The organism is Desulfovibrio sp. (assembly GCF_019424165.1).
Lineage (GTDB): Bacteria > Desulfobacterota > Desulfovibrionia > Desulfovibrionales > Desulfovibrionaceae > Desulfovibrio.
In genome coordinates, this window is the sequence record NZ_JAHZAA010000039.1 from 1 (window position 1) to 24,083 (window position 24,083).

The 24,083-nt window shown below is 57.0% G+C and carries 23 protein-coding genes; 9 read left to right on the top strand and 14 right to left on the bottom strand.

Translation table 11 applies throughout. The features are described from left to right. Positions 1-123: 123 nt before the first annotated feature. Genes hemC through QZ377_RS10900 form a run of 3 tightly spaced genes read right to left on the bottom strand, consistent with a single transcriptional unit; the run spans position 124 to position 1,936 of the window. Complete coding sequence (gene hemC, locus QZ377_RS10890; protein ID WP_291441167.1) at positions 124-1,056, bottom strand: hydroxymethylbilane synthase; 933 nt, start codon at positions 1,054-1,056, stop codon at positions 124-126. Between the two features lie 11 nt (positions 1,057-1,067). After that, positions 1,068-1,301 carry a zinc ribbon domain-containing protein gene (locus tag QZ377_RS10895; RefSeq protein WP_291441168.1) on the bottom strand — a complete coding sequence of 78 codons (234 nt, stop codon included), beginning with the start codon at positions 1,299-1,301 and terminating at the stop codon, positions 1,068-1,070. A 2-nt stretch (positions 1,302-1,303) separates the two neighbouring features. After that, positions 1,304-1,936 (bottom strand): D-sedoheptulose 7-phosphate isomerase, encoded by a 633-nt coding sequence (locus tag QZ377_RS10900; RefSeq protein ID WP_291441169.1) that lies wholly within the window; start codon positions 1,934-1,936, stop codon positions 1,304-1,306. Positions 1,937-2,061: 125 nt separating this feature from the next. On the opposite strand from QZ377_RS10900, the gene QZ377_RS10905 reads away from it, so the two are divergent. Genes QZ377_RS10905 through gatB form a run of 3 tightly spaced genes read left to right on the top strand, consistent with a single transcriptional unit; the run spans position 2,062 to position 6,136 of the window. Further along, the gene (locus QZ377_RS10905; protein ID WP_291441170.1) at positions 2,062-2,931 is read left to right on the top strand and encodes an NAD(+)/NADH kinase; all 870 of its coding nucleotides are present in this window, start codon (positions 2,062-2,064) and stop codon (positions 2,929-2,931) included. Continuing rightward, positions 2,928-4,673: an ARMT1-like domain-containing protein gene (locus QZ377_RS10910; protein WP_291441171.1), complete on the top strand. Its 1,746-nt coding sequence runs from the start codon at positions 2,928-2,930 to the stop codon at positions 4,671-4,673. The genes QZ377_RS10905 and QZ377_RS10910 overlap by 4 nt, the downstream gene beginning before the upstream one ends. Before the next feature lie 26 nt (positions 4,674-4,699). Then, positions 4,700-6,136, top strand: a complete 1,437-nt coding sequence (gatB, locus tag QZ377_RS10915) for an Asp-tRNA(Asn)/Glu-tRNA(Gln) amidotransferase subunit GatB (RefSeq protein ID WP_291441172.1) — start codon at positions 4,700-4,702, stop codon at positions 6,134-6,136. Positions 6,137-6,323: 187 nt separating this feature from the next. On the opposite strand, the gene QZ377_RS10920 is transcribed toward gatB, so the two are convergent. The 3 genes from QZ377_RS10920 to mqnE form a co-directional block, all read right to left on the bottom strand. Further along, the gene (locus QZ377_RS10920; protein ID WP_291441173.1) at positions 6,324-7,172 is read right to left on the bottom strand and encodes a menaquinone biosynthesis protein; all 849 of its coding nucleotides are present in this window, start codon (positions 7,170-7,172) and stop codon (positions 6,324-6,326) included. A gap of 127 nt (positions 7,173-7,299) precedes the next feature. Beyond that, on the bottom strand, positions 7,300-8,409 hold the full coding sequence (gene mqnC / locus QZ377_RS10925; RefSeq protein WP_291441188.1) for a cyclic dehypoxanthinyl futalosine synthase: 1,110 nt from the start codon (positions 8,407-8,409) through the stop codon (positions 7,300-7,302). Positions 8,410-8,441: 32 nt separating this feature from the next. Beyond that, positions 8,442-9,581 (bottom strand): aminofutalosine synthase MqnE, encoded by a 1,140-nt coding sequence (mqnE, locus tag QZ377_RS10930; protein WP_291441174.1) that lies wholly within the window; start codon positions 9,579-9,581, stop codon positions 8,442-8,444. Between the two features lie 84 nt (positions 9,582-9,665). Between mqnE and QZ377_RS10935 the strand changes: the two genes are divergently transcribed. Further along, the gene (locus QZ377_RS10935) at positions 9,666-10,523 is read left to right on the top strand and encodes a 1,4-dihydroxy-6-naphthoate synthase (protein ID WP_291441175.1); all 858 of its coding nucleotides are present in this window, start codon (positions 9,666-9,668) and stop codon (positions 10,521-10,523) included. Between the two features lie 83 nt (positions 10,524-10,606). Continuing rightward, positions 10,607-12,049 carry an MATE family efflux transporter gene (locus tag QZ377_RS10940; protein ID WP_291441176.1) on the top strand — a complete coding sequence of 481 codons (1,443 nt, stop codon included), beginning with the start codon at positions 10,607-10,609 and terminating at the stop codon, positions 12,047-12,049. 59 nt (positions 12,050-12,108) lie between these two features. On the opposite strand, the gene QZ377_RS10945 is transcribed toward QZ377_RS10940, so the two are convergent. The 5 genes from QZ377_RS10945 to QZ377_RS10965 form a co-directional block, all read right to left on the bottom strand. Then, on the bottom strand, positions 12,109-13,608 hold the full coding sequence (locus QZ377_RS10945) for a histidine kinase (RefSeq protein ID WP_291441177.1): 1,500 nt from the start codon (positions 13,606-13,608) through the stop codon (positions 12,109-12,111). A gap of 102 nt (positions 13,609-13,710) precedes the next feature. Then, a complete protein-coding gene (locus QZ377_RS10950; RefSeq protein ID WP_291441178.1) occupies positions 13,711-14,115 on the bottom strand; it encodes a hypothetical protein in 405 nt (134 codons plus the stop codon). 148 nt (positions 14,116-14,263) lie between these two features. Beyond that, positions 14,264-14,878: a bifunctional nuclease family protein gene (locus tag QZ377_RS10955; RefSeq protein WP_291441179.1), complete on the bottom strand. Its 615-nt coding sequence runs from the start codon at positions 14,876-14,878 to the stop codon at positions 14,264-14,266. After that, positions 14,872-16,236 carry a tRNA (N6-isopentenyl adenosine(37)-C2)-methylthiotransferase MiaB gene (gene miaB, locus QZ377_RS10960; protein ID WP_291441180.1) on the bottom strand — a complete coding sequence of 455 codons (1,365 nt, stop codon included), beginning with the start codon at positions 16,234-16,236 and terminating at the stop codon, positions 14,872-14,874. The genes QZ377_RS10955 and miaB overlap by 7 nt, the downstream gene beginning before the upstream one ends. Before the next feature lie 5 nt (positions 16,237-16,241). Next, positions 16,242-16,616, bottom strand: a complete 375-nt coding sequence (locus tag QZ377_RS10965) for a hypothetical protein (RefSeq protein WP_291441181.1) — start codon at positions 16,614-16,616, stop codon at positions 16,242-16,244. Positions 16,617-16,917: 301 nt separating this feature from the next. Here QZ377_RS10965 and QZ377_RS10970 point away from each other — a divergent pair, with 301 nt between their 5' ends. Further along, positions 16,918-17,514, top strand: a complete 597-nt coding sequence (locus QZ377_RS10970; protein WP_291441182.1) for a hypothetical protein — start codon at positions 16,918-16,920, stop codon at positions 17,512-17,514. A 43-nt stretch (positions 17,515-17,557) separates the two neighbouring features. Here QZ377_RS10970 and QZ377_RS10975 read toward each other — a convergent pair whose 3' ends face one another. Then, entirely contained in the window at positions 17,558-17,848 is a 291-nt protein-coding gene (locus QZ377_RS10975) for a DUF5334 domain-containing protein (RefSeq protein WP_291441183.1), read from the bottom strand. Between QZ377_RS10975 and moaA the strand changes: the two genes are divergently transcribed. From moaA to ruvB, 3 genes are all read left to right on the top strand, one after another. After that, complete coding sequence (gene moaA, locus QZ377_RS10980; protein ID WP_291441184.1) at positions 17,847-18,941, top strand: GTP 3',8-cyclase MoaA; 1,095 nt, start codon at positions 17,847-17,849, stop codon at positions 18,939-18,941. The genes QZ377_RS10975 and moaA overlap by 2 nt on opposite strands. A 109-nt stretch (positions 18,942-19,050) precedes the next feature. Then, on the top strand, positions 19,051-19,665 hold the full coding sequence (ruvA, locus tag QZ377_RS10985) for a Holliday junction branch migration protein RuvA (protein ID WP_291441189.1): 615 nt from the start codon (positions 19,051-19,053) through the stop codon (positions 19,663-19,665). Next, positions 19,665-20,648 carry a Holliday junction branch migration DNA helicase RuvB gene (gene ruvB, locus QZ377_RS10990; protein WP_291441185.1) on the top strand — a complete coding sequence of 328 codons (984 nt, stop codon included), beginning with the start codon at positions 19,665-19,667 and terminating at the stop codon, positions 20,646-20,648. The genes ruvA and ruvB overlap by 1 nt, the downstream gene beginning before the upstream one ends. Before the next feature lie 477 nt (positions 20,649-21,125). On the opposite strand, the gene QZ377_RS10995 is transcribed toward ruvB, so the two are convergent. Both QZ377_RS10995 and QZ377_RS11000 read right to left on the bottom strand, forming a co-directional pair. After that, complete coding sequence (locus QZ377_RS10995; protein ID WP_291441186.1) at positions 21,126-23,216, bottom strand: heavy metal translocating P-type ATPase; 2,091 nt, start codon at positions 23,214-23,216, stop codon at positions 21,126-21,128. A gap of 30 nt (positions 23,217-23,246) precedes the next feature. Then, positions 23,247-23,687 carry a metalloregulator ArsR/SmtB family transcription factor gene (locus QZ377_RS11000; RefSeq protein ID WP_291441187.1) on the bottom strand — a complete coding sequence of 147 codons (441 nt, stop codon included), beginning with the start codon at positions 23,685-23,687 and terminating at the stop codon, positions 23,247-23,249. Between the last annotated feature and the right edge of the window lie 396 nt (positions 23,688-24,083).

Genomic DNA, 24,083 nt, shown 5'->3' on the forward strand with positions numbered 1-24,083 from the left:
GCGCCCGTTGCGCAGCGGAGGAATAGCCTGGCTGTCGTCCCAGGGGATACGGGCAGGGTCCATGGCAGCATGCAGTCTGGACTCGGGCAAGGGGGAGATTTTGGACATATCTATGTGGTATACCTATGACTGACGATAAAGTTTTTCAAGAATGCCTTTGCCGCCCTGCTCAAGAATTTCCTCGGCAAGTTCAAGGCCCCACCGGCGTGCCTGAGAGGTGTGTCCGTCCTTGCTGCAACGCAAAATGCGGCTGCCGTCAACTTCGGCCACCAGGCCTTCGAGGCGAAGGGTCTCATCGTCCAGCAAGCGGGCGTGGCCGGCAATGGGAACCTGGCAGCCGCCTTCAAGCCCGGCCAGAAACCCACGTTCGGCCTCAACGCATACACGGGTAGCGCTGTCTTCCATCTCTGCAAGCAAGGTGAAAAGTTCATAATCGTTTTCACGGCATTCAATACCCAGCGCCCCCTGGCCCACTGCGGGCAGAAAGGTGTGCGGGTCAAGAGCGTGCATGTGTGGCGCGGAAAGCTCCAGCCGGCTCAGGCCCGCAGAGGCGAGGATGATGGCGTCATACATGCCTTCTTGCAGTTTGCGCAGACGCGTATCCACATTGCCGCGCAGGCTTTCAATGCGCAGGTCCGGCCGCTGGGCCAGCAACTGGGACTGGCGGCGCAGGCTGCTTGTGCCTACGCAGGCGTTGGGGGGCAGGGCCGCTACAGAATCATATTTGTGCGAAAGCAGACAGTCTGTAGGGTCTTCACGCGGGGGCACGCAGCCGAGGATCAACCCTTCAGGCAGCTCCATAGGCACGTCTTTCATGCTGTGAACGGCCAGGTCCGCCTCGTCGTTGAGTAGGGCTTCTTCAATTTCCTTGACAAAGAGTCCCTTGCCGCCAACCTTTGCCAGTGGAACATCAAGAATGATGTCCCCTTTGGTTTTTATGACATTAAGGCGAACCTCAAGGCCAGGCCTGATGGCCTGAAGACAGTTTTTGACGTGTTCGGCCTGCCAAAGGGCCAGACGGCTGCCGCGTGTAGCAATGGTGAGGGTGTTACGCATGATGGTACCGCCTAATGCCCGCAGCTTGCGCAGTTGCCGCCGGAACAACCGGCGCAGCCGCCACCGCCGCCGGACGTGGGCGTGTAGTCGCCCGGGTGAGAGCCGCCGCCGTGGTGGGCGCAGCATGACATGAGCTTGTGGGTTGCGTGAGAGCCGCAATGCGGGCAAGCCGGAGAAGCATCGTCAAAAACCAGTTCTTCGAAATCTCGGCTGCATTTTTCGCAACTGTACTCATAGATGGGCATGATCAATCCTCGTTTACGGTGTCTGCGTGCAAATAAGGCGCAAGTGCCGCCACATTTTCAAAAAGGTAATAATCCGTCAGCTGGCACAGTAAATGTCCGGCAGTAATGTGAATTTCCTGTATAAGTGGGGTGCTCGGATTTGCCACGTCCACAAGCATATGGCAGAGCTGGGCCATACGCCCTCCGCCCCTGCCCGTAAAGCCCAACGTAAGCATGCCTATCCGGCGGGCAGCCTCTAGGGCGGCCAGTACATTGGGGCTGTTGCCGGATGTGGATATTCCTACAAGAATGTCTCCCTTACGGCCCAGCGCCTCCACCTGGCGTGAAAACACCTGGCTGAAGTCCATATCATTGGCAATGGCGGTAAGGGCCGAGGTGTCGGTGGTAAGGGCCAGGGCAGGCAGGGCAGGCCTGTCTACAAGAAAGCGGTTCACAAACTCCGCCGCAAGGTGTTGCGCGTCTGCCGCGCTGCCGCCATTGCCACAGAGCAGGATTTTTCCGCCTTGAGCCAGGCAGGCTGCAATGCGCAGGGCTGTTTCCCGCAGCACAGGCGCTTGTTCCGTAAAAAAAGTTTCTCTCAGCCGGGCGCCGTCACGCGCATGGGCGGTTATGATATCAAGAGCGCTGTCGTTCATGGCTGCTGCGGCCTTGTTATGTAATTTTAGCTAGGAAGTTTCTGTTCATATGTCAAAGCGCCGGCCCTGACAAGCAAGGCCGGCGGGCTTGCGATAAGAGCCTTGATAACGTAAATTGTCACCTTATGCAAAATCAACTCAAGCGCCACATTCTACTGGTCTGCAAGGCCCGCCACGAACGTGCCGCCCAACTGGGCGAAGAAATTCGTGAGTGGCTTGAAGAGCGTGGTCACAAAGCACATCTGGTAGAGGCCGGACAGGACTCTCCCTTTTGCACGGATGACCTTGACTTTGTTGTGGTGCTTGGCGGTGACGGCACCATGCTCGGGGTAGCCCGGCGCCTTGTGGGCAGTGATGTGCCGGTGCTGGGTATCAACTTCGGGCGTGTGGGCTTTCTCACAGACGCCCAGCCGGAAAACTGGCGGGAAAAGCTTGTCGAATGTCTGGACGGACACGAGCCAGTCCGCTCCTGTATGGCGCTGAGATGGTCGCTTGTGCGTGACGGCGAAGAGATTCAGGCCGGAGCGGCGGTTAACGACGTGGTTGTCAGCCGCGGATCCCTGTCCAGGCTGGTTTGCCTTGATATCTGGGTTGACGGGCAGCGTATGGGGTCGTTGCGCAGCGACGGCATCATATTGTGCACACCTGTGGGCAGTTCGGGCTACAGCGTATCCGCTGGCGGCCCGCTACTGTATCCTGTCATGGACGCCATTGGATTCACGCCCGTGTGTCCTTTTCTGAATACTATTTCCCCCATGGTTTTTCCTGGATCAACAGACATAGAGCTTCAGATTTTGCGCGGCTCCACGGACTGCTATCTTACGGTGGACGGTCAGGAAGGGCATAAGCTGAAAAAAGACGATCTTGTGCGCATTTCCGGCCTGCCTGCGGCAGTGCGTTTTATGGGAGAAGGCACATGTTTTTTTGAGCGTCTGCGCAGTAGGGGGTTTGTCTTGCAGGGATCTGTGGGGAACTGTACGGGGGAAATGCCGTGAACAAAGCTCTTGCGCCTGCAAAGGTGTGCGATATCCGTCTGGGGCAGAATGTCCGTTTTGACGCATGGCTGTACAGCATGCTCATGGATAACAATCTTGCGTACCGCATGAATCCCGACATCATCGCAAGCCCGGAACAGATGGCTTTTATGGTGCACATGGATCAGGATCAGGTGTATCTGCCCTGTTCGGATGCCACGTTTTCAATGCTCTGTGCCGGAACACCTTCAGCCGAGCTGCGCAATCAATATAACCGCTCGTGGCGCATTATCGCGCGGCTGGTGCGCTCGTTTGTTCCTGACAAGGCGCAGCAGAGGCGTATTTTGCAATTTTGCCGTTACCGTTTTTCACAGTATATTGCGCAGCATACTCTGATTCCATCGCGTTTGGTCAAGCGGATGACCAGCCTTGTGCTGGCCCAGGGGCATATGACAGACGACCCGTGGGAAGAGCGTCGCCGCGAATCAACCTGCAGTCAGCAGGAAACGCTGGCACTGCCCGAAATTCACGAAAATCTCGAAGCCATGCCGGTTGGACCGATGCCCAAGGGAATCTCCGCCGCGCGCCGCAGTATGGATTATGTGGAGATGGCGCGATTGCTTTGCCTTTCGGCCATGTCACGTGACTGGCTTGCAAAACGGCCCACTGACGAGGAAGTACGCAGGGCTATGGAAGAAGCCCAGACAGACTGTGAAAGCTTGCGCCTGTATTTTGAGGCCAATGCCGGACGTGCGGGGACGGTGCTGTTTTTATGTGATGCTGACGGCGGCGTTTTGTTTGACCTTGTTATGGCGCAAAGCCTTATCCGTATGGGACACAGGGTTATTTTTGCGGTAAAGTCCGGTTTTTATTTTTTTGCACCTACGCTTGATGATGTGGAAACAGATCCGTCACTCAGGCCCTGGCTGCGCGGTGGTATCGTCTTGCGGCAAAACAAATTGAGCAAGAACGAATTGTTACGGCATCTGCGCGAGCACCGGCTTGTGGTAATCGGTGACGGCACACGCGAAAGGCTTAACCTGTACCGTGTGTCGGTCACGTTTTCACGTGCCTGGAAAGAGGCGGACCTGATCCTCGGCAAAGGCTGGCGCGCGGCGGATGTGCTGCTGGGGACCAGCCAGGAATTTACACGCGATATTGTCTGTTACTGGCGTGACAGCAACGGCTTTCATATCAAGTTGCGCAAGCATGCTCACGGGGCGCGCAAATTCAGTGAAGACGCCATTGCGGCCCAGGCCGAAACCATCATCGCGGGCATGCGCGAAGCCAAGAGCCACGGGCGGACCATCATGTTCTACAGTTGCGTTATCGGCAGCATACCCGGTGAAACGTCAACCGCCATCAGCCTTGTGCATGCTTTTGTAGACAATCTGCGCAAAAAAATGGATAATATTTTGATTATCAACCCCGCCGAGCATTTTATCGAAGGCATGGACGGGGATGACCTCATGTATATGTGGGAGCGCGTGCAACGCAGCGGCCTCATAGATGTGTGGCGTTTTCAGACAGTTGAAGATATTGAGGAAAGCTTTGCCCTGTTGGGACGAAAAGTACCTCCGCAATGGTCTGGAAAAGATTCTACCTATTCGACGGGCTGCACCAAAGAAATGCGCATCGCGCTTGATGTGCAGAGTAAAAACCGTGAGATGCAGCTCATTGGCCCTGAACCCAGACTTTTCTTCCGCAGGGGAGAATACGGGGTGGGCAAGTATTTTGACGCGAGCATTCCTCATCAGAGCTGATTACTTTACAGGGAGTGAGTTGACTTATGGCCGCTTATGAAGCCGTTATCGGCCTGGAAGTGCATGTGCAACTGGCCACGGCCTCCAAACTGTTCTGTTCCTGCCCGACAACCTTCGGCCAGCCTCCGAACTCCAATGTGTGCGAAGTGTGTTCCGGCATGCCCGGATCTTTGCCCGTGCCGAACGGACAAGCCATACATTTCGCCACACTGATGGGCCTGGCTACAGGCTGCACCATCAATTCGCGCTCCATTTTTGCGCGCAAAAACTATTTTTATCCGGACTTGCCCGCAGGGTATCAGATATCGCAGTTTGAACTGCCCATCTGCGAGCACGGGCATCTGGACATTGAAGTGGACGGTGTGTGCAAAAGGGTGGGCATTACCCGCATTCATATGGAAAATGACGCGGGCAAGAACATCCATGCTCAGGGAGAAAACATTAGCTACGTGGACCTGAACCGGGCTGGTACGCCGCTGGTGGAAATTGTCTCTGATCCTGATATGCGTTCCGCGGCTGAAGCTGTAACCTATCTCAAGGACCTGTATGCCATCGTCACCTACCTTGGCGTGTGCGACGGTAATATGGAAGAAGGCAGTTTTCGCTGTGATGCCAACGTCTCTTTGCGGCCTGTGGGGGCGAAGGAGTTCGGCACCCGCACGGAACTGAAAAACCTCAATTCGTTCCGTAACGTGCAGCGCGCTATTGAATGCGAAATGGCGCGTCAGCAGGACCTTCTGGATGATGGTGAAAAAATCATACAGGAAACACGCCTTTACGATGCGGTAAAAAATATTACCGCCTCCATGCGCAGCAAGGAAGAGGCGCACGATTACCGCTACTTCCCTGACCCGGACATCCTGCCCATAGAGATTTCCGAGTCGGACATGGAACGCTGGAAAGCCGAACTGCCCGAGCTGCCCAAGGTCAGGGCCGCGCGTTTTGTGGAGATGACAGGCTTGCCCGCTGCGGAAGTTGAAGTGCTGGTGCAAAGCCGTGGCCTGGCGGATTTTTTTGAAGCCGCAGCCGGTCTTTCTGACGCCCGCAAGGCGGCAAACTTCATGCTTGGCCCGTTGCTGCGCGAATGCAACAGCAGAGGCGTCAGTGCGGCGGATCCGGCCGCATGGAACATGAAGCCCGAAGCGCTGGCAGAACTGGTGCGCATTGTGGACCAGGGGCTGATCAGCTCCAAGATTGCCAATGATATTTTTGGAGACCTGTTTGAAACAGGCGCCATGCCCGAAAGCTATGTGAAAGAAAAGGGGCTTGTGCAGATATCCGATTCTTCGGCACTGGAAGAAGCCGTGGACGCGGTTATTGCGGCCAATCCTGCCGAGGTGGAAGCCTACAGGGGCGGTAAAACCAAGCTCATCAGTTTTTTTGTGGGCCAGATCATGCGCGCTACCAAGGGCAAGGCCAATCCGGCCCTTGTGAACGAACTGCTGGCGAAAAAACTGTCGTAGGCAGACGTTCATCTGCCTTTATGCCAGGTCTTTCATGAAAGAGGCTCCCTGCTGTGGCAGGGAGCCTCTTTTGTCATGTTTTACAATAAACAATGTCGTTCGTGTCTGTCGGGCAGAGCAAGCAGGGTCTGAAAGGTCGGGCCTGACGGAACTGGTCTGGGACAGTCAACGGATGTTTTGCGCCGGGCTACAGACTGAAAAATTCCAGTGGCGGCGCAGAAGGGATCATCCCGGCGGCAGCCAGTTTTTCGTAAAAAAGCATAAGGCCGCGCTGTTCTTCTTCGCCCAGGCTGTAGACAAGCCCCTTGCTGTAGTAAAAGGCCAGTTCGTCCCGATTCAGCGGGCAGCCGTGGGCTGTCAGGTCAAGGATCACATCCATATTGGCAAAGCTCCAGCTTCGCCCCTGTCGCAACAGCTCGCCAGGATCGCTGGTAAACAGACCTGCATCTGCCGCTGCGCGGCTCACTACCCACAAGCCGAAAATAAAAGGCAGACCTGTCCAGTCACGCCACGCCTCGGCCAGGTCAAGACGGTAGGGATAGTCCGGATGATTGCGCAGCCGCAGGGCCTCGTCGCCGATGGCCAGAAATGCAGCGGGCGGGTTGCTGCTGCGCACGGCAGGGGTGACCTGTCCTGTGGTATAGCTCACGTCAAGCTTGTAGCGGTCGCGCATGAGCAGCCGCAGCAGGGCTACAGAAGTATGCGTTTCCCCGCTGATGAGAATTTCTGCACCGTTCAGCTGGTCCAAAGGCACGCGGGAGAGCAGCAGCACGCTCATGACCGGCCCGCGTGAGCCAATGGAAAGGTCTTCCACCAGATAGTAGCGTTCGGGGCGACAGGCGTATTCAAAGCAGGAAGTGGACGAAACGTGCAGTTCGCCGCGAGCCATCATGTTGTTGAGCAGGGCTGGTGGCCCGGATACCAGTTCAAAATCGTGAGGCAACAGGCCCGCTTCCAGGGGATGATAGATGGGCAGCACATTGAGATAGCCTATGCGGCCCATGCGCAGCACGGGCTGCGGTGTGACACTGGTCATGGTGATACCCTTGCTGAAGTGAGCGGCGTCTGCCTGGTGTGCAAACGCCGCAAAATCCGGTGCGGAAAGGTTTGCCTGCAATGGCAAAACGCCCGGACGCGCCTTTTTTCCGCTATGGCCCGTCCTGTTACAGCTTCACATCCGGTTGCGGGTCTACAGCCCTGTAGTCCATGGTGCGCTGTATGGGGGTGAAGCCCGCAGCGTGGATGACCTTGTGAATATCGGCCCGGCTCATGTGATAGGACACGCCTGCCGCAGCCACCACGTTTTCTTCGATCATCAGGGATCCGAAGTCGTTGGCCCCGTAAAAAAGAGCCAACTGGGCCACCTGTGGCCCCATGGTCACCCAGGAGGCCTGGATGTTGGCCACGTTGTCCAGCACAAGGCGCGAAATCGCCAGCAGGCGCAAGTAGGCCGGGGCAGGTAAGGGGTTTACCTCAATGCGTGTGTGGGCAGGCTGGAAGGTCCAGGGGATGAATGCGGTGAACCCGTGGGTGCGATCCTGCACCTCACGCACGGCAAAAAGATGGTCCAACCTGTGCGAGGCTTCTTCCTCATGGCCGAACATCATTGTGGCGGTGGTGCGCAGCCCCAGTTTGTGCGCTTCTTCCATAACACCAAGCCATTGCTCAGCCGTGCATTTATTGGGTGAAACCTGGGCGCGTACGCCTGTATGCAGAATTTCAGCCCCGCCGCCCGGCAGGGAATGCAGACCGGCCTCTTTCAGGCGGCACAGCACTTCGGTGACAGAAATATTGAATTTTTCAGCCCAAAAGAATATTTCCGGCGGTGAAAAGGCATGAATATGCAGTTGCGGCCATGTCTGTCGCAGCCAGCGCAAAAGGTCTTCATACCACTCCAGTGGCAGGTCGGGGTGATGACCGCCCTGAAGCAGTATCTGTGTGCCGCCGAGGGCCAGTGTTTCTTCCACTTTACGGCTCATTTCATCCCGGCTTATGACATAGCAGTCTTCGTGGTCCGGGGCGCGGAAAAAAGCGCAGAATCGACAGGCGCATACGCACACGTTTGAATAATTGATGTTGCGGTCGCCAACATATGTGACAACTGGGTCAGGATGCAGGCGCATACGCATGGCATGGGCAAGCTGTGCGAGGGTATGCAGGTCGGCCTTGTAATACAGGGTTTCTGCGGTGCAGCGGTCAAGCCGCTGACCGGCTGCGGCCAGGGCGGCAGCTTCGCGCACATCGGCAAAATCCTGATTTTGTCCGTCATGCATGGCAAAGGGGCTGTGTGCGGGGATAAAGGTGCTCACTGGCGCGCCTCCGGACTATCGGTATCAAGGGTGTTAAACGTGGCATTGCGGCGAACAGGCGTAAAGCCCGAGGCGCGAATGACATGCTCCAGCTCGGCAATGGTCATGCCTTGCGCCGACTGGGCACCAGCCATATGGCCGATACGCTCTTCAATGATGGTTCCGTCCAGATCATCGGCGCCGTACCACAAAGCCAGAGGGGCAAGCTTGTGGCCCATCATTATCCAGTAGGCTTTGAGGTGGGGGATATTGTCCAGCATAAGACGGGAGACAGCCACCGTGCGCAACTGGTCGAGGCCGCGCTGTGGGCCGATTTTGTCTTCCGGTAGCTTGAGGCGGCTGTTTTCTGTGAGGAAGGGCAGAGGAATAAAGCAGGTGAAGCCACCGCTTTTATCCTGCTGCTCACGCAGGCGGCACAGGTGGTCGATACGGTGTTCGTAGGTTTCCAGGTGGCCGTAGAGCATGGTGCAGTTGGTCTTGATGCCCAGGCTGTGCGCCTCGCCGGAAATGCGCAACCATGCGGTGGCATCGGCCTTGTGAGGACAGATCTGCGGGCGCAGCTCTTCATCAAATATTTCTGCGCCGCCGCCAGGCATCATGACCAGCCCGGCTGCCTGAAGCCGCCGGAGAACCTCAAGGGTGCTGATGCCTTCAAGCCGTGAAAAGTGCTCAATTTCCACAGCCGTAAAAGCTTTTACAGGCAAGTTGGGGTTAAAACGCCGTACGGCGCGGATCATGTCTTCAAACCACGCAAGAGGTCGCGTGGGGTGGCAGCCGCCCACTATGTGCAGTTCGTCAAGATGGAGCGGGGTAGAGTCCGCATCGCGCAGGCGGTCCAGCACGTCATCAAGGCTCAGGGCAAAAGCGCCTGCTTCGTTTTCTTCATCCCGCCGGAAAGCGCAAAACGTACATCCGTTGACACAAACGTTGGTATAGTTGATCTGCCGGTTTACCACGTAAAAAGCCTTGTGTCCGTGCAAACGGCAGCGCACGTGCAGAGCCAGCGCTCCCACGGCGGTAATGTCGGGGCAACGGAACAGGGTAAGGCCGTCTTCAAAGCTCAGCCGCTGCCCTGAAAGCACCTTTTCATGGATGGACGAAAGGCCCAGTGCGGCGTAGTATGCAGCGTCTAACATGATGAAATCCTGTGGGGTTGATTGGGCCGGAAAGGCCGCAAGCAGAGTAGGCCGCCCGCCGCAAGCTGTCAATGTGAGGAGTCCATGTCTTCAGTTTTTCCACAAAACAGTTTCCAGTCCATGGGATTGGGGCTTTCGCCCTGTCCCAATGATACCTATATTTTTCACGCTTTGCTGCACGGTCTTGTGCCAGCTCCGGCAGCCTTGAAACCGCACATGGCTGATGTGGAAGAGCTGAATACTCTTGCCCGCCGGGGACAGCTTGAAGTCACCAAACTCTCCCTAGGGGTGGTGGCTGAAGTTATGGATAACTATGCCCTGCTGTCTTCCGGCGCTGCTCTTGGCTGGGGATGCGGGCCACTGGTTGTTGCGCGAAAGAAACTCTCGCCCCAGGATTGGAAAAACGCCACTGTGGCAGTGCCGGGGATGTTGACCACTGCCAACCTTCTGCTTACCTTGCATGGCGGCTTTCAGGGGCCGCGACGTGAAATGCTTTTCAGTGATGTAATGCCCGCCGTGGCGAACGGTGAGGCGGACATGGGACTTGTTATCCATGAAGGACGCTTTACTTACGAAAAACTGGGCCTGACCAGGGTGCTTGATCTGGGCCAATGGTGGGAAAGCGAATTTCATCTGCCTCTGCCGCTGGGAGCCATTGCTGTGCGGCGCGATGTGCCGTTGCCGTTGGCACGGCGCATACAGGGAGCCATAACCGGCAGTCTGGCACACGCCAACGCGCATCCCGAGGCCTCAAGGCAGTATGTGCGTGCGCATGCGCAGGAAATGGCAGACAGCGTTACACAGGCGCATATAAAAACATTTGTGACGAACTTCAGCCTTGATCTTGGCGGCGAAGGGCGTTCGGCCATTGAGCATCTTGTCGGCCGGGCTGCGGAGCTCTCGGGAAAAACACTGCCGGCAGAAGGGCTGTTTCTGCGCTAAGGTCTACTGAAAACATGCCGCATTCGGACTTTGCGGCCGTCTTGCCGTTGCGCTTCGCAAACCACCTCCAACCCCCATATCTCATGTTCCAGAAATATTTTTCTTTTGCAGAAGCCCGCCGTTTTTACAGTATCGGCCTGCCGATTTTTATTGCGCAGCTTTCACAGACCGGCATGACATTCGTTGATACTGCCATGGCCGGGCAGTATAGCGCCGAGCATATGGCCGCTGTGGCCGTTGGCAGCAGCGTGTGGGTTCCCATATCTTTACTGGGCGTCGGCTGCCTGCTGGCTTTGCCGCCCCTGAGCGCACAGGTTGTTGGGGCGGGCAGACCTGAAAAGGCGGCCCATTTTTTGCGGCAGGGGTTATGGCTGACCCTGGGGCTGAGCATCCTTCTGATGAGCCTTTTTTATACAATTTCCTGGAATATGGAGTCCTTTGGCCTGAGTCCGGAAATGGCGCACATTTCCGGAGGGTTTTTGCGGGCCATTATGTGGGGGCTGCCGGGCTTCATGCTGTTTGTGAACTTGCGCAGCTTTCTTGAGGGTTTTGCCCGCACCCGGCCAGCCATGCTCATCGGTATGCTTGGCCTGACCGTAAATATACCTTGTAACTTTATTTTTATTTACGGCAAATTCGGCATGCCTGAGCTGGGCGGCGTTGGCTGTGGGGTAGCCACGGCCATAAGTTTTTGGTCTATGGCTCTCGGCATGCTTTTTTATTTGCACCGGGACCCGCAGTGTGCCCAGGTGCGCCCATTATTTATGCCGCTTTGGCGTAACTGCAGCAAAGCGGCAGGGAACTCTGCCCGTGACGCGCATGAAACCTGCCTGCCGCGCTTTGATGCTCCCCTGATCTGGCGGATTTTACGTATCGGCATGCCTGGTGCTCTGGCCTTGTTTTTTGAGGTTTCACTTTTCGCTCTCAGCGCCATTTTGCTGGCCCCTCTGGGAACCGTCATGGTGGCCGGACACCAGATTGCCCTCAATTTCGGCTCACTGGCCTTTATGGTTCCGCTTTCTCTTTGTATGACCGTGACGATCCGCGTGGGGCGCTGCCTGGGCGCGCAGGACCTGGAGCGGGCCAAAATGGCCGCGCGTACGGCCCTTGTGCTCAGCGTCGTTTTTGCCCTGATAATCGCTGCCATCACCATATTGTTCCGACAGAGCATCGTGCGCATTTATACGGACAACCCGGAAGTAACTGCCTTGGCCGTGCACCTGTTGCTTTTTCAGGCGGCCTATCAGGTGGTGGACGGCCTTCAGGTCACAGGGATAGGGATTTTGCGCGGCTACAACGATACGCGTGTCATTTCCGTCATCTGTTTTATTGCCTATTGGATCATTGGCCTGCCCCTGGGCTTTACCCTGGCCCGCACCAATATCATTGTGCCGCATCTGGGAGCTGAGGGCTTCTGGATTGCCTATATTGTGGCTTTGGGCTTCGGCGCCTTGTGTTATCTGTCGCGAGTGCGCTTTCTGCACGGTCTTGCACCGCAGGCGGTGTTCAGCCGCATACGGCGATGAGGCAGGACAGCCTGTCCGACGGATTGTCGTAAACAGGTGCGCCGACTGGTAGGGAAAGACTACTGCTTGCGGCGGCGGGCCATTTTCCAGGTATATTTCATTACGGACAACAGTTCGTTGAGCCCTGGTTTGCTGCTGAACATGCCGCTTGTCCCTTCGGCTTCACTCAAAGGCTCCAGAAGCGGCTCCACACTGCTTTCTTCAAGCGTGTCGTTGCCCAGTGCATGCTGCCGGGCGTCTGAGGGCGTTTGCACGGAACGCGTTACTCCCCCCTGGTTCGGATCATGCCCCCACGGCAGAACAGGCATTGGAGGAAAGCTTGTTTCGTGGGGCAACGCATCCACGGAGGCTGCCCGGGAAGCGGTGTTGGCTGTGGTGCTGCCGGACCTGCCTGCAATGGCTTCTGCGGTTTGCGAGCTCCCCATTGCCCTGACGGCTTCAGCCTGTTCGGCATTTTCACGCTGCCGGGCCGCCTGGCGCGTGGCGCGCCACTGCGTTTCCGCCGCTTCCTGTCGGCGTTTTTCTTCCTGCTGGCGGGCCAGGTCTTCCAGATTGGCCCGTATGTCGTCAGCCAGTGTTCCGGCGGCGTCCCCCATGATGCGGCCAAGACTGTTCTCCAGTTTTTCCAGCATGTGCTGCGGCTGGTCGGCGCTCAGGCAGGTTTGCGCCAGACGTTCAGTCATTTGGCGACGGGGGGTAAGTTCATGCCCGTGGGACAGGACTTCTGCGGCCTCATCGTATTTTTCCTGCCGCATAAGCTGAAACGATTCGGACAGAAAAGGATTTTTTGCTTCGGGGTCTTCCCGGAGCAGCCCCGCGTAGACGGCCCGCGCGCGATGCCAGTTTTTGGCGCGAACAAAGGTAGCTGCGGCAAGGCCAAGGTAGTGCCGATAGCGGGCCATATCGCCCTTGCCCTTCCAGGCCACGGCCATGCCGAGCTGAGCCTGCCCCTGGATAAGGGCTCCGCCCAGAGCGCGTTGAAAAGCGTTGATGGCCGTATTCCACTGCCGCTGTTGCAGGCACTGCATGCCTACGCGAAAATAATCCTCGGGCTGGCGCACTGGCTTGAGCAGCATCCCATAGGTATCAAGAGCCTGATCAAAGGCGCTGGTATCCGTGTATTGCCGTGCGGTCTGGAGTTGTTGCGTACCTGATGCTGTGGCGGCAAGCGAATCCAGATGTGCTTTCAGCACATTGATGGAATAGGGGCGCGCAAGAAGGGCGCTGGCTCCACAACCGAGAGTTCTGAGTTGCTCGGCCTCACTGTCATTGGGCAGCAGAAGAAGAATGGGCAGTCCGAGAAGCAGGGGGTGCAACCGCAGGATGGCGCAAAACTGTTCACCATCCATATCTGCCAATTTTTGGGAACAGACCACGATGTCAGGCGTGAAGCCAGGGCCGGAAGTATCAAGGCCTGCCAGCATGCGGGCGGCATCTATACCTGAGGTCATGCATTCAACCCGGCCGGCTCCGGCATCTCGCAGGGCGCGGCGGTCAAGGCTCGTCAGCGATTCGTTTTCGCAGAGAAGGAGTATGTTCAGGCCGGCGGGGCGGATCATGTCATTCCTTGGCGGACAGGGGAATTCCTGGAGGCGAAGGGGCCGTTGCCGCCATGCTCCTGTACTGAATGCTACAGGGATGATGCCGCATAGGCAAGGCCCTCAGCGGGCAAAAGGGATAATGCGGGCATGCCCGCCCGCAGCATTGCTGCTGTATTCCGCCTCATTTTGAACTCCCTGATATGTGGCGTGGCAATAGGGGCAGCGCAGGGAGCCGCGAGCGCGCTCCAGGCGAATGAGTCCGCCTTCGTATTCGTAGCAGCGGGGGCAAAATGGTCCCTGGCGCAAACCGCCGGCAGACAGCCAGTAAAACCCTTTTTCAAGGGTCAGGGTTTCGGCAAGACAGATGGCATCTTCCAGATTTTTCAGGCGTGCCCTGAGCATGCTTATTTCATCGTGCAGGGCAATGCCGCGTGACTGCACTTCCATGAGCAGCCGCCGTGCCTTGTCGTGGTACCCCGCGGCGAAGAGATCATTAATTTCTTTGAACAGGCGATAGTCCAGCATATGTTTCTTCCCCACTAGGCAGCCTATCGGAGCGGAGCTAAAAAGCTTTAGGCCGGGACGTGAAGTGCTTTCACCTGTTAAGTAAATAAAAACCTCGTGTTATAGAGTGTTGAAAGTTTTCTAGAAAGCTTGTGGAAAAGCCGGTCGCCTACATCTTGCGACGTGAAATGGGTTCAAGCGAACGCAGCATTTCACGAAAGCGGCGTTCTTCTTCCGGATCAATATTATCAGGCAGAACCGTGCCGTGCAGCAGCCGGCTATGCAGCATGTCTGCCTCTTTGCGTGCCCCGGCTTTGCGCACCATGTCGGTAGCGGCGTCAGGCACAGGGGAAAGAACTTCCTCATGCAGGCGTTGTTCGGCCTTTTCCTGAGCTTCAGCGGCACGACGCAGCACGTCTTCGTTGACCATGATGGGCGCTTCGGCCCGCATGGCCAGGGCGATGGCATCCGAAGGGCGGCAGTCCACACGCACGCGCCCGCCGGGGCCTTGCAGCACCAGCAGGGCAAAAAATACTCCTTCCTTGAGATCGGTGATTTCCACTTTGACAAGCCCGGCCTTAAGCGCCTTCAGTGTCATGAGCAAAAGGTCGTGCGTAAGGGGCCGGGGCAGGCTTTCTTGATTGAGCACAAGCGAAACGGCCATGGCTTCCATAGCTCCCACCCATACGGGCAGTACTGTTTCTCCTTCCATTTCGCGCAGTATCACGATGGGGGTTTTGGTCTGCGGGTCAATGGTCAGGCCGAAAACGCGCATCTCTACCATGGCTCCCCCGTGCGCACGGCCAGCAGGCTGTGCTTCTTGGCCTCTGTAATGACTGCTTGCACCAGACGCCCTGTGTGATCAACCCCGGCGGGCAACGGTACATGCACCGGCACTCCGTACGGGTCACGTCCCTGCCAGCTCGGCTCGGTGCTTTCGCCCGGCTTGGGGCTTGGGCCTTCCATGAGCAGGGTTGTTTTGTCCCGGTTTTCAACCCGTGCCGCCAGCCAGCGTGCTCCCAGATCGTCCTGAAGGGCCTGAAGCCGCAACAGTCTGTCCTGGGCCACGTCCGGAGCGATTTTATCGGGAAAAAGAGCCGCTCTGGCTCCAGGCCTGTCGGAATATATGAAAGAAAAGCTGGACATGAAGTTGCATGCACGCATCATGGCAAGCGTAGCCTGAAAATCTTCTTCCGTTTCACCGGGAAAAGCCACAATCAGGTCAGTGGACAGGGCGAGGTCCGGTCTTGCGGCGCGCAGGTCGTCCACCAGGTGCATAAAGGCCGCACTGTCGTACCGGCGGCGCATGCTCTTGAGCACCGCATCTGACCCGGCCTGCAGGGGAAGGTGCAAACGGGGGCACAGCTGAGGCAGTTCCGTGAAAACGGCCACATCTTCCGGTCCCATATCCTTGGGGTGCGGTGTCACATAGCGCAGGCGTTCGAGCCCAGGCAGCCCGGCCACCTGGCGTAAAAGCTGCGCAAAGCTTGTGCCGTCGCCGCTTTTATCCTGGCCGAAAGCGTTGACGTTTTGGCCCAGAAGGGTGATGTCGCGCGCCCCCCGGTCAAGCACGGCGCGGCACTCATCAAGGATGGCGGCAGCAGAGCGCGATTTTTGACGCCCACGGGTAAAGGGAACAATACAATATGCGCAAAAATTGTCGCAGCCTTGCATGATGTTGACAAAGGCCACTGGGCCGGAAGCGGATTCGGATGTTTCCGGGCCAGCCTCGCGTTCAACATAGTGGCTGGTGAAATCCAGCAATGACAAATGCAGGCCCGGCTCTTCCAGCAGGCGCTCGATTGCCGCGGGTGCGCCGCTTATGCCGTCGCTGCCCGCCACCAGGCGCACCTGGCTTTCTTTGTTGAAAAACGCTTCACCCAACTGTTGCGCCACGCAGCCTGCCACCCCCACCAGCACATTGGGGTTGCCGCCGGTAACCTGGCGAATGCGGCCAAGGGCGCTCATAACCTTTTGCTCCGGTTTTTCACGCACTGAACAGGTATTGACCACCACCACCTGGGCATCTTCAAGTGAAGCTTCAACAAAACCGCGAGCTGCAAGGGCACGACCCAGCCACTGGGAGTCATGCACGTTCATCTGGCAGCCAAACGTAATGATATGGTAAGATTTTTCGATCATGGCTGCTATTGTTCAATGTCCAGGTCTGCCTCATACATGCCGGCGGCCTCTTCTTCTTCCAGGGCGGCCACGCGGTCTTCCAGCCAGTCCAGCACGGCGCGCGCGGTATGGTAATTGAGCAGGATGCGACTGTGGATGCAGCGGGTAACTTCACGCGCATCTTCCTCACCCGGGATCATCTCGTGTCCGATGGAGCCGTCAGCAGCTACAATCTGTTCGGAAAAAGCGGGCAGTGAATCGCTTTCATGATAAAAATTCATTTCTATTTCACCCTGGGGATTGATGCCCCCCCATACGCCGTGGGCCGTTTGCAGGCGGGCGTCTTCGTCCATTTTGTACCTGTAGCGGATTTTGGCGGGATGTGCGTTGGCTTTGTTCATACGGATTCCTTTTCTTCGTTTCATGACGTATGGGGCAAAGGCATATGATAAAAAAGCTGTCCTGCCAAGTAAAGCCGGGTATGGCGGTCAGGGGCGCGCAAAGCCGCGAAAAAGACAGACCCGCAGCAGCCTGCATATGGTGGGACGCTTATGTGAAGCCGGCGGTATTTGCGTGCAGGCCCTTGACGATGCCCGTCCCTTGGTTAAACTATCAGGCGGGGAGCGCGCACGTCTTGTTGACGGATGTGGGCGTATTGCTTTGGCGGCGTGTTGCCGCGTATTTTTCTTCCAAGGAGCGCATGTGAGCGAGGTTAACAGTGCGGGCGGCGAGGCCAGTGTAAAGACACACGACATCCAGCCCTATTTTGATATGGAAGGCTTCATGGTCATGAGCCAGGAGAAACGCCTCGGGGGAGCGGTGCTGGAGCGCCTGGTCGAGTTGTGGGGCCAGTGGCTGCCGCAACTGAAGGTGTGTGAAATTTCCACGGGCAAGATATCGTATCTTGCGGTCTGGCTGCCGGAAGCCATCGAGGTCGATGTGGACGAAGCTTGGGAAAAATCTGCATCTGACGGGTTTATGATCAACAATCTCGCCCAGTTTATGTGCATGAGTGCTGTGCAGGCCATGCTGCCTCAGGTAGAGGATGCCGGCTGTGCCCCATCGCCCCGGCCCACGGAAGCCCTGCGCGCGGCTCTGGAAAAAATGGGGCTTGAATACAGGCCTGGTTCGTCGGTGCTTACGCGCCGCTATGCTGTTGTTACGCACTTTCCTTTTCGCGGCGGCTGCGAAATCTGTCACCTTCAGTCCGAATGCCCCAAGGGGCAGGGACAGGCTGAAAGCGCCAGTATTCTGCTGCCCGGCTACGAACGCGGCGCGGACGGCGGAATCAGCCAGTAAGGTTCGGGGGGGGCGGCCTGAGCGGCCGCTTCCCGCATATTTTTTACCGTCCCTCCATCACAAGGGTGCGGGTTGCCCCCGCAGTGGTTCGTACTACCAGTTCCACCGTGCGTGCATTGCGAGAAACGCTTTCCACCAGGCAGGTTTCTGTGGTGTCAGTGTCATAGTTGCGCACATCCACTGTTTCGCCCGGCGAAGGTACACGGTCGGGGTTTACTTCTACAAGGTCGGTGGAGGCAGCGTCAAAACCATCCCAAGCCCGGATTTCCGGGGGGACACACAGGGAAAAACTCAGGCTGCCCGCAAGGGCCGCTCCCATAAGCAGGTATTTCATGCAGGCAGATGTAAATCCATTTCCGCTTCTTGGCAACAGGCATGATGTTGAAGAAGGCGTGGGGGCAGCTTGCGAGCGGGCAGGTTTTTCTGCTCCTGAGCCTCTGGTGGACGGGCATGGCCGTGTTGTGCGCTATTTACGTCTTTCCGTTACGGACCGCTGTAATTTGCGCTGCATGTACTGCTGCAGCAATGCCAGGCAGACCTGTATTCCGCATCCGCAGGTGCTGCGGTATGAGGAAATGGCGCGTATGGTCGGCATTATGGCCCGCCTGGGCGTGACCAAGGTGCGTCTGACCGGGGGGGAGCCGTTCGCGCGAAAAGGCTGCGATGGCTTTTTGCATATGCTGCATTCGCGTTTTCCGGATATGGACCTGCGCCTTACTACAAACGGAACCTTGCTTGAACCACATATTCCCCTGTTGCGCCAGGTAGGAGTCAAAGTCGTCAATTTGTCTCTGGACAGCTTTGACCGGGAAACCTTCGCCAAGGTTACGGGGCGTGACATGCAGCCTGCGGTGCTGTCGGCACTGGACAGGCTGCTCTCTGCGGGCATCAGGGTAAAGGTGAACGCCGTGGCCATGCGGGGCGTTAATGACGGGCAGATGGATGACTTTGTCCACGCGGTACAAACCATGCCCATTGACCTGCGTTTTATTGAATTTATGCCTATGGGCAGCGGAACACTTTGGAATGCCGGCACGTTCTGGTCGGCTGCGGATATCCGCACTGAAGCGGAGCGCCGGGTACGCCTTGTCCCCGAAAAAGAAGACAAGGCTGAGGCTGGCCCCGCCCGGATGTTCCGGGTGGAGGGAGGCAAGGGGCGCCTTGGGTTTATCACGGCTGTCAGTTGCCATTTTTGCGGTTCATGCAATCGGCTGCGCCTCACCAGCGACGGCCATTTGCGCACCTGTCTTTTTGATGACAGGGAGTATGCCTTGCGCTCTCTTTTGCGGGACCCTGCCATGACAGATGCCGATATTGAGCAGGTCATACGTAAGGCCTGCACCGAAAAACCTGTGGGGGCGGAATTGCTGGCAAACCGCTCCGGAGACGAAGTGGCCGCCAGGCAAATGGTAGGCATCGGCGGTTGACGCCCGGTGGGGCCTATTTGAAAAAACGGGGCATTCGGTTATGCTGGCTGCGGCGTGCGCACCTGTGGGGCGCGCCGCCGGTATTATCCATCTGACCCGCAAGGAATCCATGATAGCCTATCTTGAAGGCCGCCTGGCCGAAACATGGGGCAACACCTGCCTGCTCATTACCGAAAGTGGCGTGGGCTATGCAGTGGCCTTGCCCGCGCACACCTTGTGCGGTCTGCCAGGCCGGGGAGAGCACCTCGCCCTGTATACCTGTCTCGCCGTACGTGAAGACGCGCTTGAGCTTTTCGGTTTTGCCACTTTTGAAGAGCGGCAGACCTTTGAGGTTCTTATATCCATATCCAAGGTGGGGGCGCGTACCGCGTTGTCCATTCTTTCCATTTACAGGCCCGAAGATCTGCGCCGCATCGTGTTTGAAGAAGATGTGATGGCCCTCACCCGTGTTTCAGGTATTGGCAAAAAAACCGCACAACATGTTTTTCTGGAGCTCAAATACAAACTCAAGGTAGACGATGTTCCGCAGGCTGCGGTGCTGGCTTCTGCGGGCGAAAGGCCCGGATCCGTCTTCAGGGATGTGCTCGATGGCCTTGCCAATCTGGGCTACGCTGAAGATGAGTGCGCCCCGATGGTCAAAAAACTGCTGCATGAAGAACCTGATCTGGATGTGACCGGTGCGCTCAGGGCGGCCTTGAAGGCCCTGGCCAGGGGGAGAGCCTGATGGCGGAATCTTGTCAGCCCCAGGGGGCCGTCAATATTGATGAAAGCGTGCGGCCGCGCAGTCTGGAAGATTTTATCGGTCAGGATGACCTGCGGGCCAATCTGCGCGTTTACCTCGACGCTGCCCGTGAGCGCGGCAAGGCGCTTGACCATACGCTTTTTTACGGCAACCCCGGTTTGGGTAAAACAACGCTTGCCCAGATCATGGCCACGGAGCTTGGCGTAAACCTTGTGTGCACTTCCGGCCCGGTGCTTGAGCGCAGTGGTGATTTGGCCGCCATTCTTACTAATCTTGGCTGCCACGATATTCTTTTTGTTGATGAAATCCATCGTATGCCCATCGCGGTTGAAGAAGTGCTGTATCCGGCCATGGAGGATTTCAAGCTTGATCTTGTTATCGGCCAGGGACCAGCAGCCCGCACCGTAAAGATTGATCTTGAACCCTTTACCCTGGTGGGAGCCACCACACGCATGGGACTTATTTCTTCCCCCCTGCGTGACCGTTTCGGCATTGTGGCACGGCTTGAGTATTACAGTTCTGCTGATCTGGCTCGCGTTGTGCAACGAACCGCCCGTATCCTCGGCGTGACCATCACGCCTGACGGCGCAGAGGAAATAGGGCGCCGTTCGCGCGGCACGCCACGTATTGCCAACCGGCTGCTGCGCCGTGTGCGAGATTTTGCGCTTGTGCACGGTGATGGGCAGGTGAACGGGCATGAGGCTTCCGCTGCGCTCAAGCGTATGGATGTGGATGAGCACGGCCTGGATCAGATGGACCGTAAATTGCTCGAAGTGCTTATTAAACACTATGACGGTGGCCCTGTGGGCATAAAAACGCTGGCGGTCGCCTGCTCTGAAGAAGTGCGTACAATTGAAGATATTTATGAGCCGTATCTTATCCAGTGCGGTTTTCTCAAGCGTACTCCGCGTGGCCGCATGGCTACCGCGCGGGCTTACACCCATATGAAACTGCTGCTTTCCTGATTCGCAGCCGGAAGCCTCTGCGGGCAGGTCGAATTGTGCGGTTTGCTTCGCGACCGTCAGGCCGTTTCATTGTGCTGCGCTCGTCTTTTTGGCAACCAGGCGAGCTGCGCCTCAGAAGCCTGCCCTCCGCGTCATATTCCGGAGAAGCCCCCCAAAAAAACGGGTCTACGCTGCCGAATATCCGAAGCAGGGAGAAACACGGCAGAGCTGGCTGAAAAAACGCCTGCCATACGCATCCGCCCAAAGTGGTTTTGCGATGTCCACCTTTACTACCGATTATGTGTTGGTAAAGCAGGGCAGGCTGGCCCAGGCCCTCGTGGTTCTCGAAGAGGCGGGGTATGGCGTTGAGAGGGTTTCAGGCTGAAACCGCTTTGAGCGCGACAGATATTATCAGATTATCATAGTGCAATGAAAGCCGGAGGGCAGGACATCTCAATATGTTTCCTGCCCTCCGGCTTCTTTATATTGTTCAATCTGTTACGATTCAATCTTTCCGGCGCGCGCTGCGTTGAGTACGGCCATAAGGGCTACGCCCACGTCTGCGAACACAGCTTCCCACAGGCCGGAAAGGCCCACGATGCCAAGTCCCATGAACAGGCTCTTGATGCCGAGAGCCATAATAATGTTTTGCCACACAATAGTGCGGGTGCGGCGGGCAATACGCAGCAGTTCGGGTAAACGCGCGGGGTTGTCATCAAGAATTACAACATCGGCAGTTTCAATGGCCGCTTCCGAGCCAAGTCCGCCCATGGCGACCCCCACCCCCGCCGTAGCCAGAACAGGAGCATCGTTGATGCCGTCTCCCACAAAAATGGTATTTTCTACCGGGCCAAGAGATTCAAGGGCCTCGGCTTTTCCTTCGGGCAGCAAGCCTGCTTTGAGAACATCCAGTCCGAGTCTCTGGGCGACAGGAAGGGCTTGCTCTTCACGGTCGCCAGTCAGCATTGCTATGGTATTCACTCCCAGATGACGCAGTTGTTCAATGGCTTCAGGCGATTGTGATTTGAGGCGGTCAGCAACCACGAGTGCGCCAAGCAGGCGGCCGTTGCGAGCCACCTGAACAATGCTGCCGGGCATGTCTACTGCTTGTGGTGTAATGCCGTAAGCTTCCATGAGGGCGGCATTTCCCGCCAGCAGGGTAGTGTCCCCTACGGTTGCCTCAACACCTTTACCAGGAATTTCATTCATCCCGGTGATGGCCGAATCATCGACGGCAATATTGGCATTTTCCGCAGCTCTGATTACAGAGCGGGCAATGGGATGGTTTGAACGGCTCTCGGCCAGGGCAGCAGCCTGCAACAGTTCATTGGAGTCTGTTCCGGATGCAGGCAGTACGGCGTTGACTTCAAATACTCCCTCGGTAAGGGTGCCGGTTTTATCCAGGGCTGCCACGCGAATGTCGCGCAGCTTGTCCAGCACAGCGCCGCCTTTGATAAGTATTCCTCGGCGGGAGGCTGCTCCTATGCCGCCAAAGTAGCCGAGCGGGATGGATATGAGCAGGGCGCAGGGGCAGGAAATCACCAGAAGTACCAGGGCGCGGTAAAGCCACTGCGAAAAATCACCCAGCCCTATAAGGGGCGGCACCACTGCCACAAGCAGAGCAAGGCCGGTTACGGCTGGGGTATACCAACGGGCCATGCGGGTGATGAAGCGCTCAGTGGGGGCTTTACGCGCAGCTGCGTTTTCCACCATTTCCAGAATCCGCGCGATGGATGACTCGGCAAAAGCCGCGGTTACCTCCATGCGGATCGCTCCATTAAGATTGATGGTGCCTGCAAGAGCGCGACTGCCGGGCTTCAGAAGTAGCGGCACGGATTCGCCCGTAAGAGGAGAGGTATCCACTTGCGAATTGCCTTCAAGCACTGTGCCGTCAAGCGGGATTTTTTCGCCGGGGCGCACAAGGATGTGGCTGCCGGGGCCAAGGTCTTCTGGCTGGACGTCCCGGGTAGTGCCGGTATGACGCAGTTCTTGGGTGGTGCTTGGGCGTGCCGCCAGAAGCGCTTTGACTGAACGGCGCGAATGCCCCGCCGCTCGTTCCTGCACAAATTCGCCGATGCGGTAGAAGAGCATTACCCCTACGGCTTCAGGCAGTTGCCCAAGCGCGATGGCCGCAATGGTTGCCCCACCCATCAGAGTGAATTCATTAAAAAAGTCCTTTTTTAAAATGCTGCGTAAGCCAAGGCGCAACACGTCATAGCCGCAAAGGAAGTACGGCAGGGCATAAAATACAGCAATGACGAGCCAGTTGGGAATATGCCGCGCCATGGCCTCGTCAGCCACCATTCCAATGCCGAAAAGCATTGCTGATATACCCATGATGACAAGCTCGCGGCGCTCATCCCCAGAACCGTGCTCATGTGAATGATCATGGCAGCCGCACGAACTGCAACCGCAGCCGTGTTGTTCTTCCTCTTCTGTCGCCTCGCAAGGAGCGGCTGGCTCGGCGGATGAGCAGGCGCAGTTCTGGGTGTTCTGGGTGGGCATGGGAGCAAGTGTGCTGGTCGCCGAACTGCAGGCACAAGCGTGCCCATCGCTGTGGTTATGATCTTTTGCGGAGCAATGGCTCATGGATAACTCCTGTATGGGGCCATGGGGGGATTAGTTAATGACGCCATCTGTGTCGGCCTCGGGGGCAGTGTTGCTATCATCACTGCCGTCAACCTCATCTGCCGGAACGCGAATGTGCTTGCTTTTCAAAAAGTCATGGATACCGGCGTTATGTGTAATACCTCGCAACGCAGCTTCGTCCTGGGCGATTTGCGGGCTTTCTGCCAGTTCGTTCATGGTCCACGCAAGGGCCGCCCGGATACTTGGCAATGGATTTTGCGGCAGCCGGTAATAGACCCATCGTCCTTTTTTAATGCTCTCAATGAGCCGCGCCTGACGCAGCAGAAACAAGTGCTTGGAGGTAGTGGACGCCGCAAGGCCAAGAAGGGTGGTGATCTCGCACACGCACAAGGTGCGTAGGCGCAGCGCCATAAGGATGCGCGCACGGTTTTCATCGCCAAGAGCGCGTACTGTGGTTATGAAGTTGAACATGCTCTCTCCCCAGTCTGCACCAAGGCTTGTTTATGGTGCAGTTTCGTGTGGTTGCGGCGGGCGGCGTAATCGCCGACCTGTATCTCTACAGGCACTCAGCCTCTATCATTTCGTCTTCTGACGAAATATAGAAATGAGAAGGGAATTGTCAAGCACATTTCGCCATACGACGAAATATCAATGTAGGTCTCTTTTTTATGACGGCTTTGCGGCCTGCCATTCCCAACCTTGTTGTGCTAACACCAAATAATAAATAGGTTTATTGTTCTATTTTCGTAAAATCTTACGTTAGTTGAAAATGTGTGTTGACAAAAGGGGGACATCTGCCTATCTTGCATTTCTCGCGACACGGGAACGGATTGAGCCTGAGCGCGGCGAAGAAAATTCGCCGAACCG

Excerpts from the sequence above, each read along its gene's own strand:
- hemC (WP_291441167.1), bottom strand. The coding sequence starts at position 1,056 with ATGCGTAACACCCTCACCATTGCTACACGCGGCAGCCGTCTGGCCCTT.
- QZ377_RS10895 (WP_291441168.1), bottom strand. The coding sequence starts at position 1,301 with ATGCCCATCTATGAGTACAGTTGCGAAAAATGCAGCCGAGATTTCGAA.
- QZ377_RS10900 (WP_291441169.1), bottom strand. The coding sequence starts at position 1,936 with ATGAACGACAGCGCTCTTGATATCATAACCGCCCATGCGCGTGACGGC.
- QZ377_RS10905 (WP_291441170.1), top strand. The coding sequence starts at position 2,062 with ATGCAAAATCAACTCAAGCGCCACATTCTACTGGTCTGCAAGGCCCGC.
- gatB (WP_291441172.1), top strand. The coding sequence starts at position 4,700 with ATGGCCGCTTATGAAGCCGTTATCGGCCTGGAAGTGCATGTGCAACTG.
- QZ377_RS10920 (WP_291441173.1), bottom strand. The coding sequence starts at position 7,172 with ATGACCAGTGTCACACCGCAGCCCGTGCTGCGCATGGGCCGCATAGGC.
- mqnC (WP_291441188.1), bottom strand. The coding sequence starts at position 8,409 with ATGCATGACGGACAAAATCAGGATTTTGCCGATGTGCGCGAAGCTGCC.
- mqnE (WP_291441174.1), bottom strand. The coding sequence starts at position 9,581 with ATGTTAGACGCTGCATACTACGCCGCACTGGGCCTTTCGTCCATCCAT.
- QZ377_RS10935 (WP_291441175.1), top strand. The coding sequence starts at position 9,666 with ATGTCTTCAGTTTTTCCACAAAACAGTTTCCAGTCCATGGGATTGGGG.
- QZ377_RS10940 (WP_291441176.1), top strand. The coding sequence starts at position 10,607 with ATGTTCCAGAAATATTTTTCTTTTGCAGAAGCCCGCCGTTTTTACAGT.
- QZ377_RS10945 (WP_291441177.1), bottom strand. The coding sequence starts at position 13,608 with ATGATCCGCCCCGCCGGCCTGAACATACTCCTTCTCTGCGAAAACGAA.
- QZ377_RS10950 (WP_291441178.1), bottom strand. The coding sequence starts at position 14,115 with ATGCTGGACTATCGCCTGTTCAAAGAAATTAATGATCTCTTCGCCGCG.
- QZ377_RS10955 (WP_291441179.1), bottom strand. The coding sequence starts at position 14,878 with ATGGTAGAGATGCGCGTTTTCGGCCTGACCATTGACCCGCAGACCAAA.
- miaB (WP_291441180.1), bottom strand. The coding sequence starts at position 16,236 with ATGATCGAAAAATCTTACCATATCATTACGTTTGGCTGCCAGATGAAC.
- QZ377_RS10965 (WP_291441181.1), bottom strand. The coding sequence starts at position 16,616 with ATGAACAAAGCCAACGCACATCCCGCCAAAATCCGCTACAGGTACAAA.
- moaA (WP_291441184.1), top strand. The coding sequence starts at position 17,847 with ATGCAGGCAGATGTAAATCCATTTCCGCTTCTTGGCAACAGGCATGAT.
- QZ377_RS10975 (WP_291441183.1), bottom strand. The coding sequence starts at position 17,848 with ATGAAATACCTGCTTATGGGAGCGGCCCTTGCGGGCAGCCTGAGTTTT.
- ruvA (WP_291441189.1), top strand. The coding sequence starts at position 19,051 with ATGATAGCCTATCTTGAAGGCCGCCTGGCCGAAACATGGGGCAACACC.
- ruvB (WP_291441185.1), top strand. The coding sequence starts at position 19,665 with ATGGCGGAATCTTGTCAGCCCCAGGGGGCCGTCAATATTGATGAAAGC.
- QZ377_RS10995 (WP_291441186.1), bottom strand. The coding sequence starts at position 23,216 with ATGAGCCATTGCTCCGCAAAAGATCATAACCACAGCGATGGGCACGCT.
- QZ377_RS11000 (WP_291441187.1), bottom strand. The coding sequence starts at position 23,687 with ATGTTCAACTTCATAACCACAGTACGCGCTCTTGGCGATGAAAACCGT.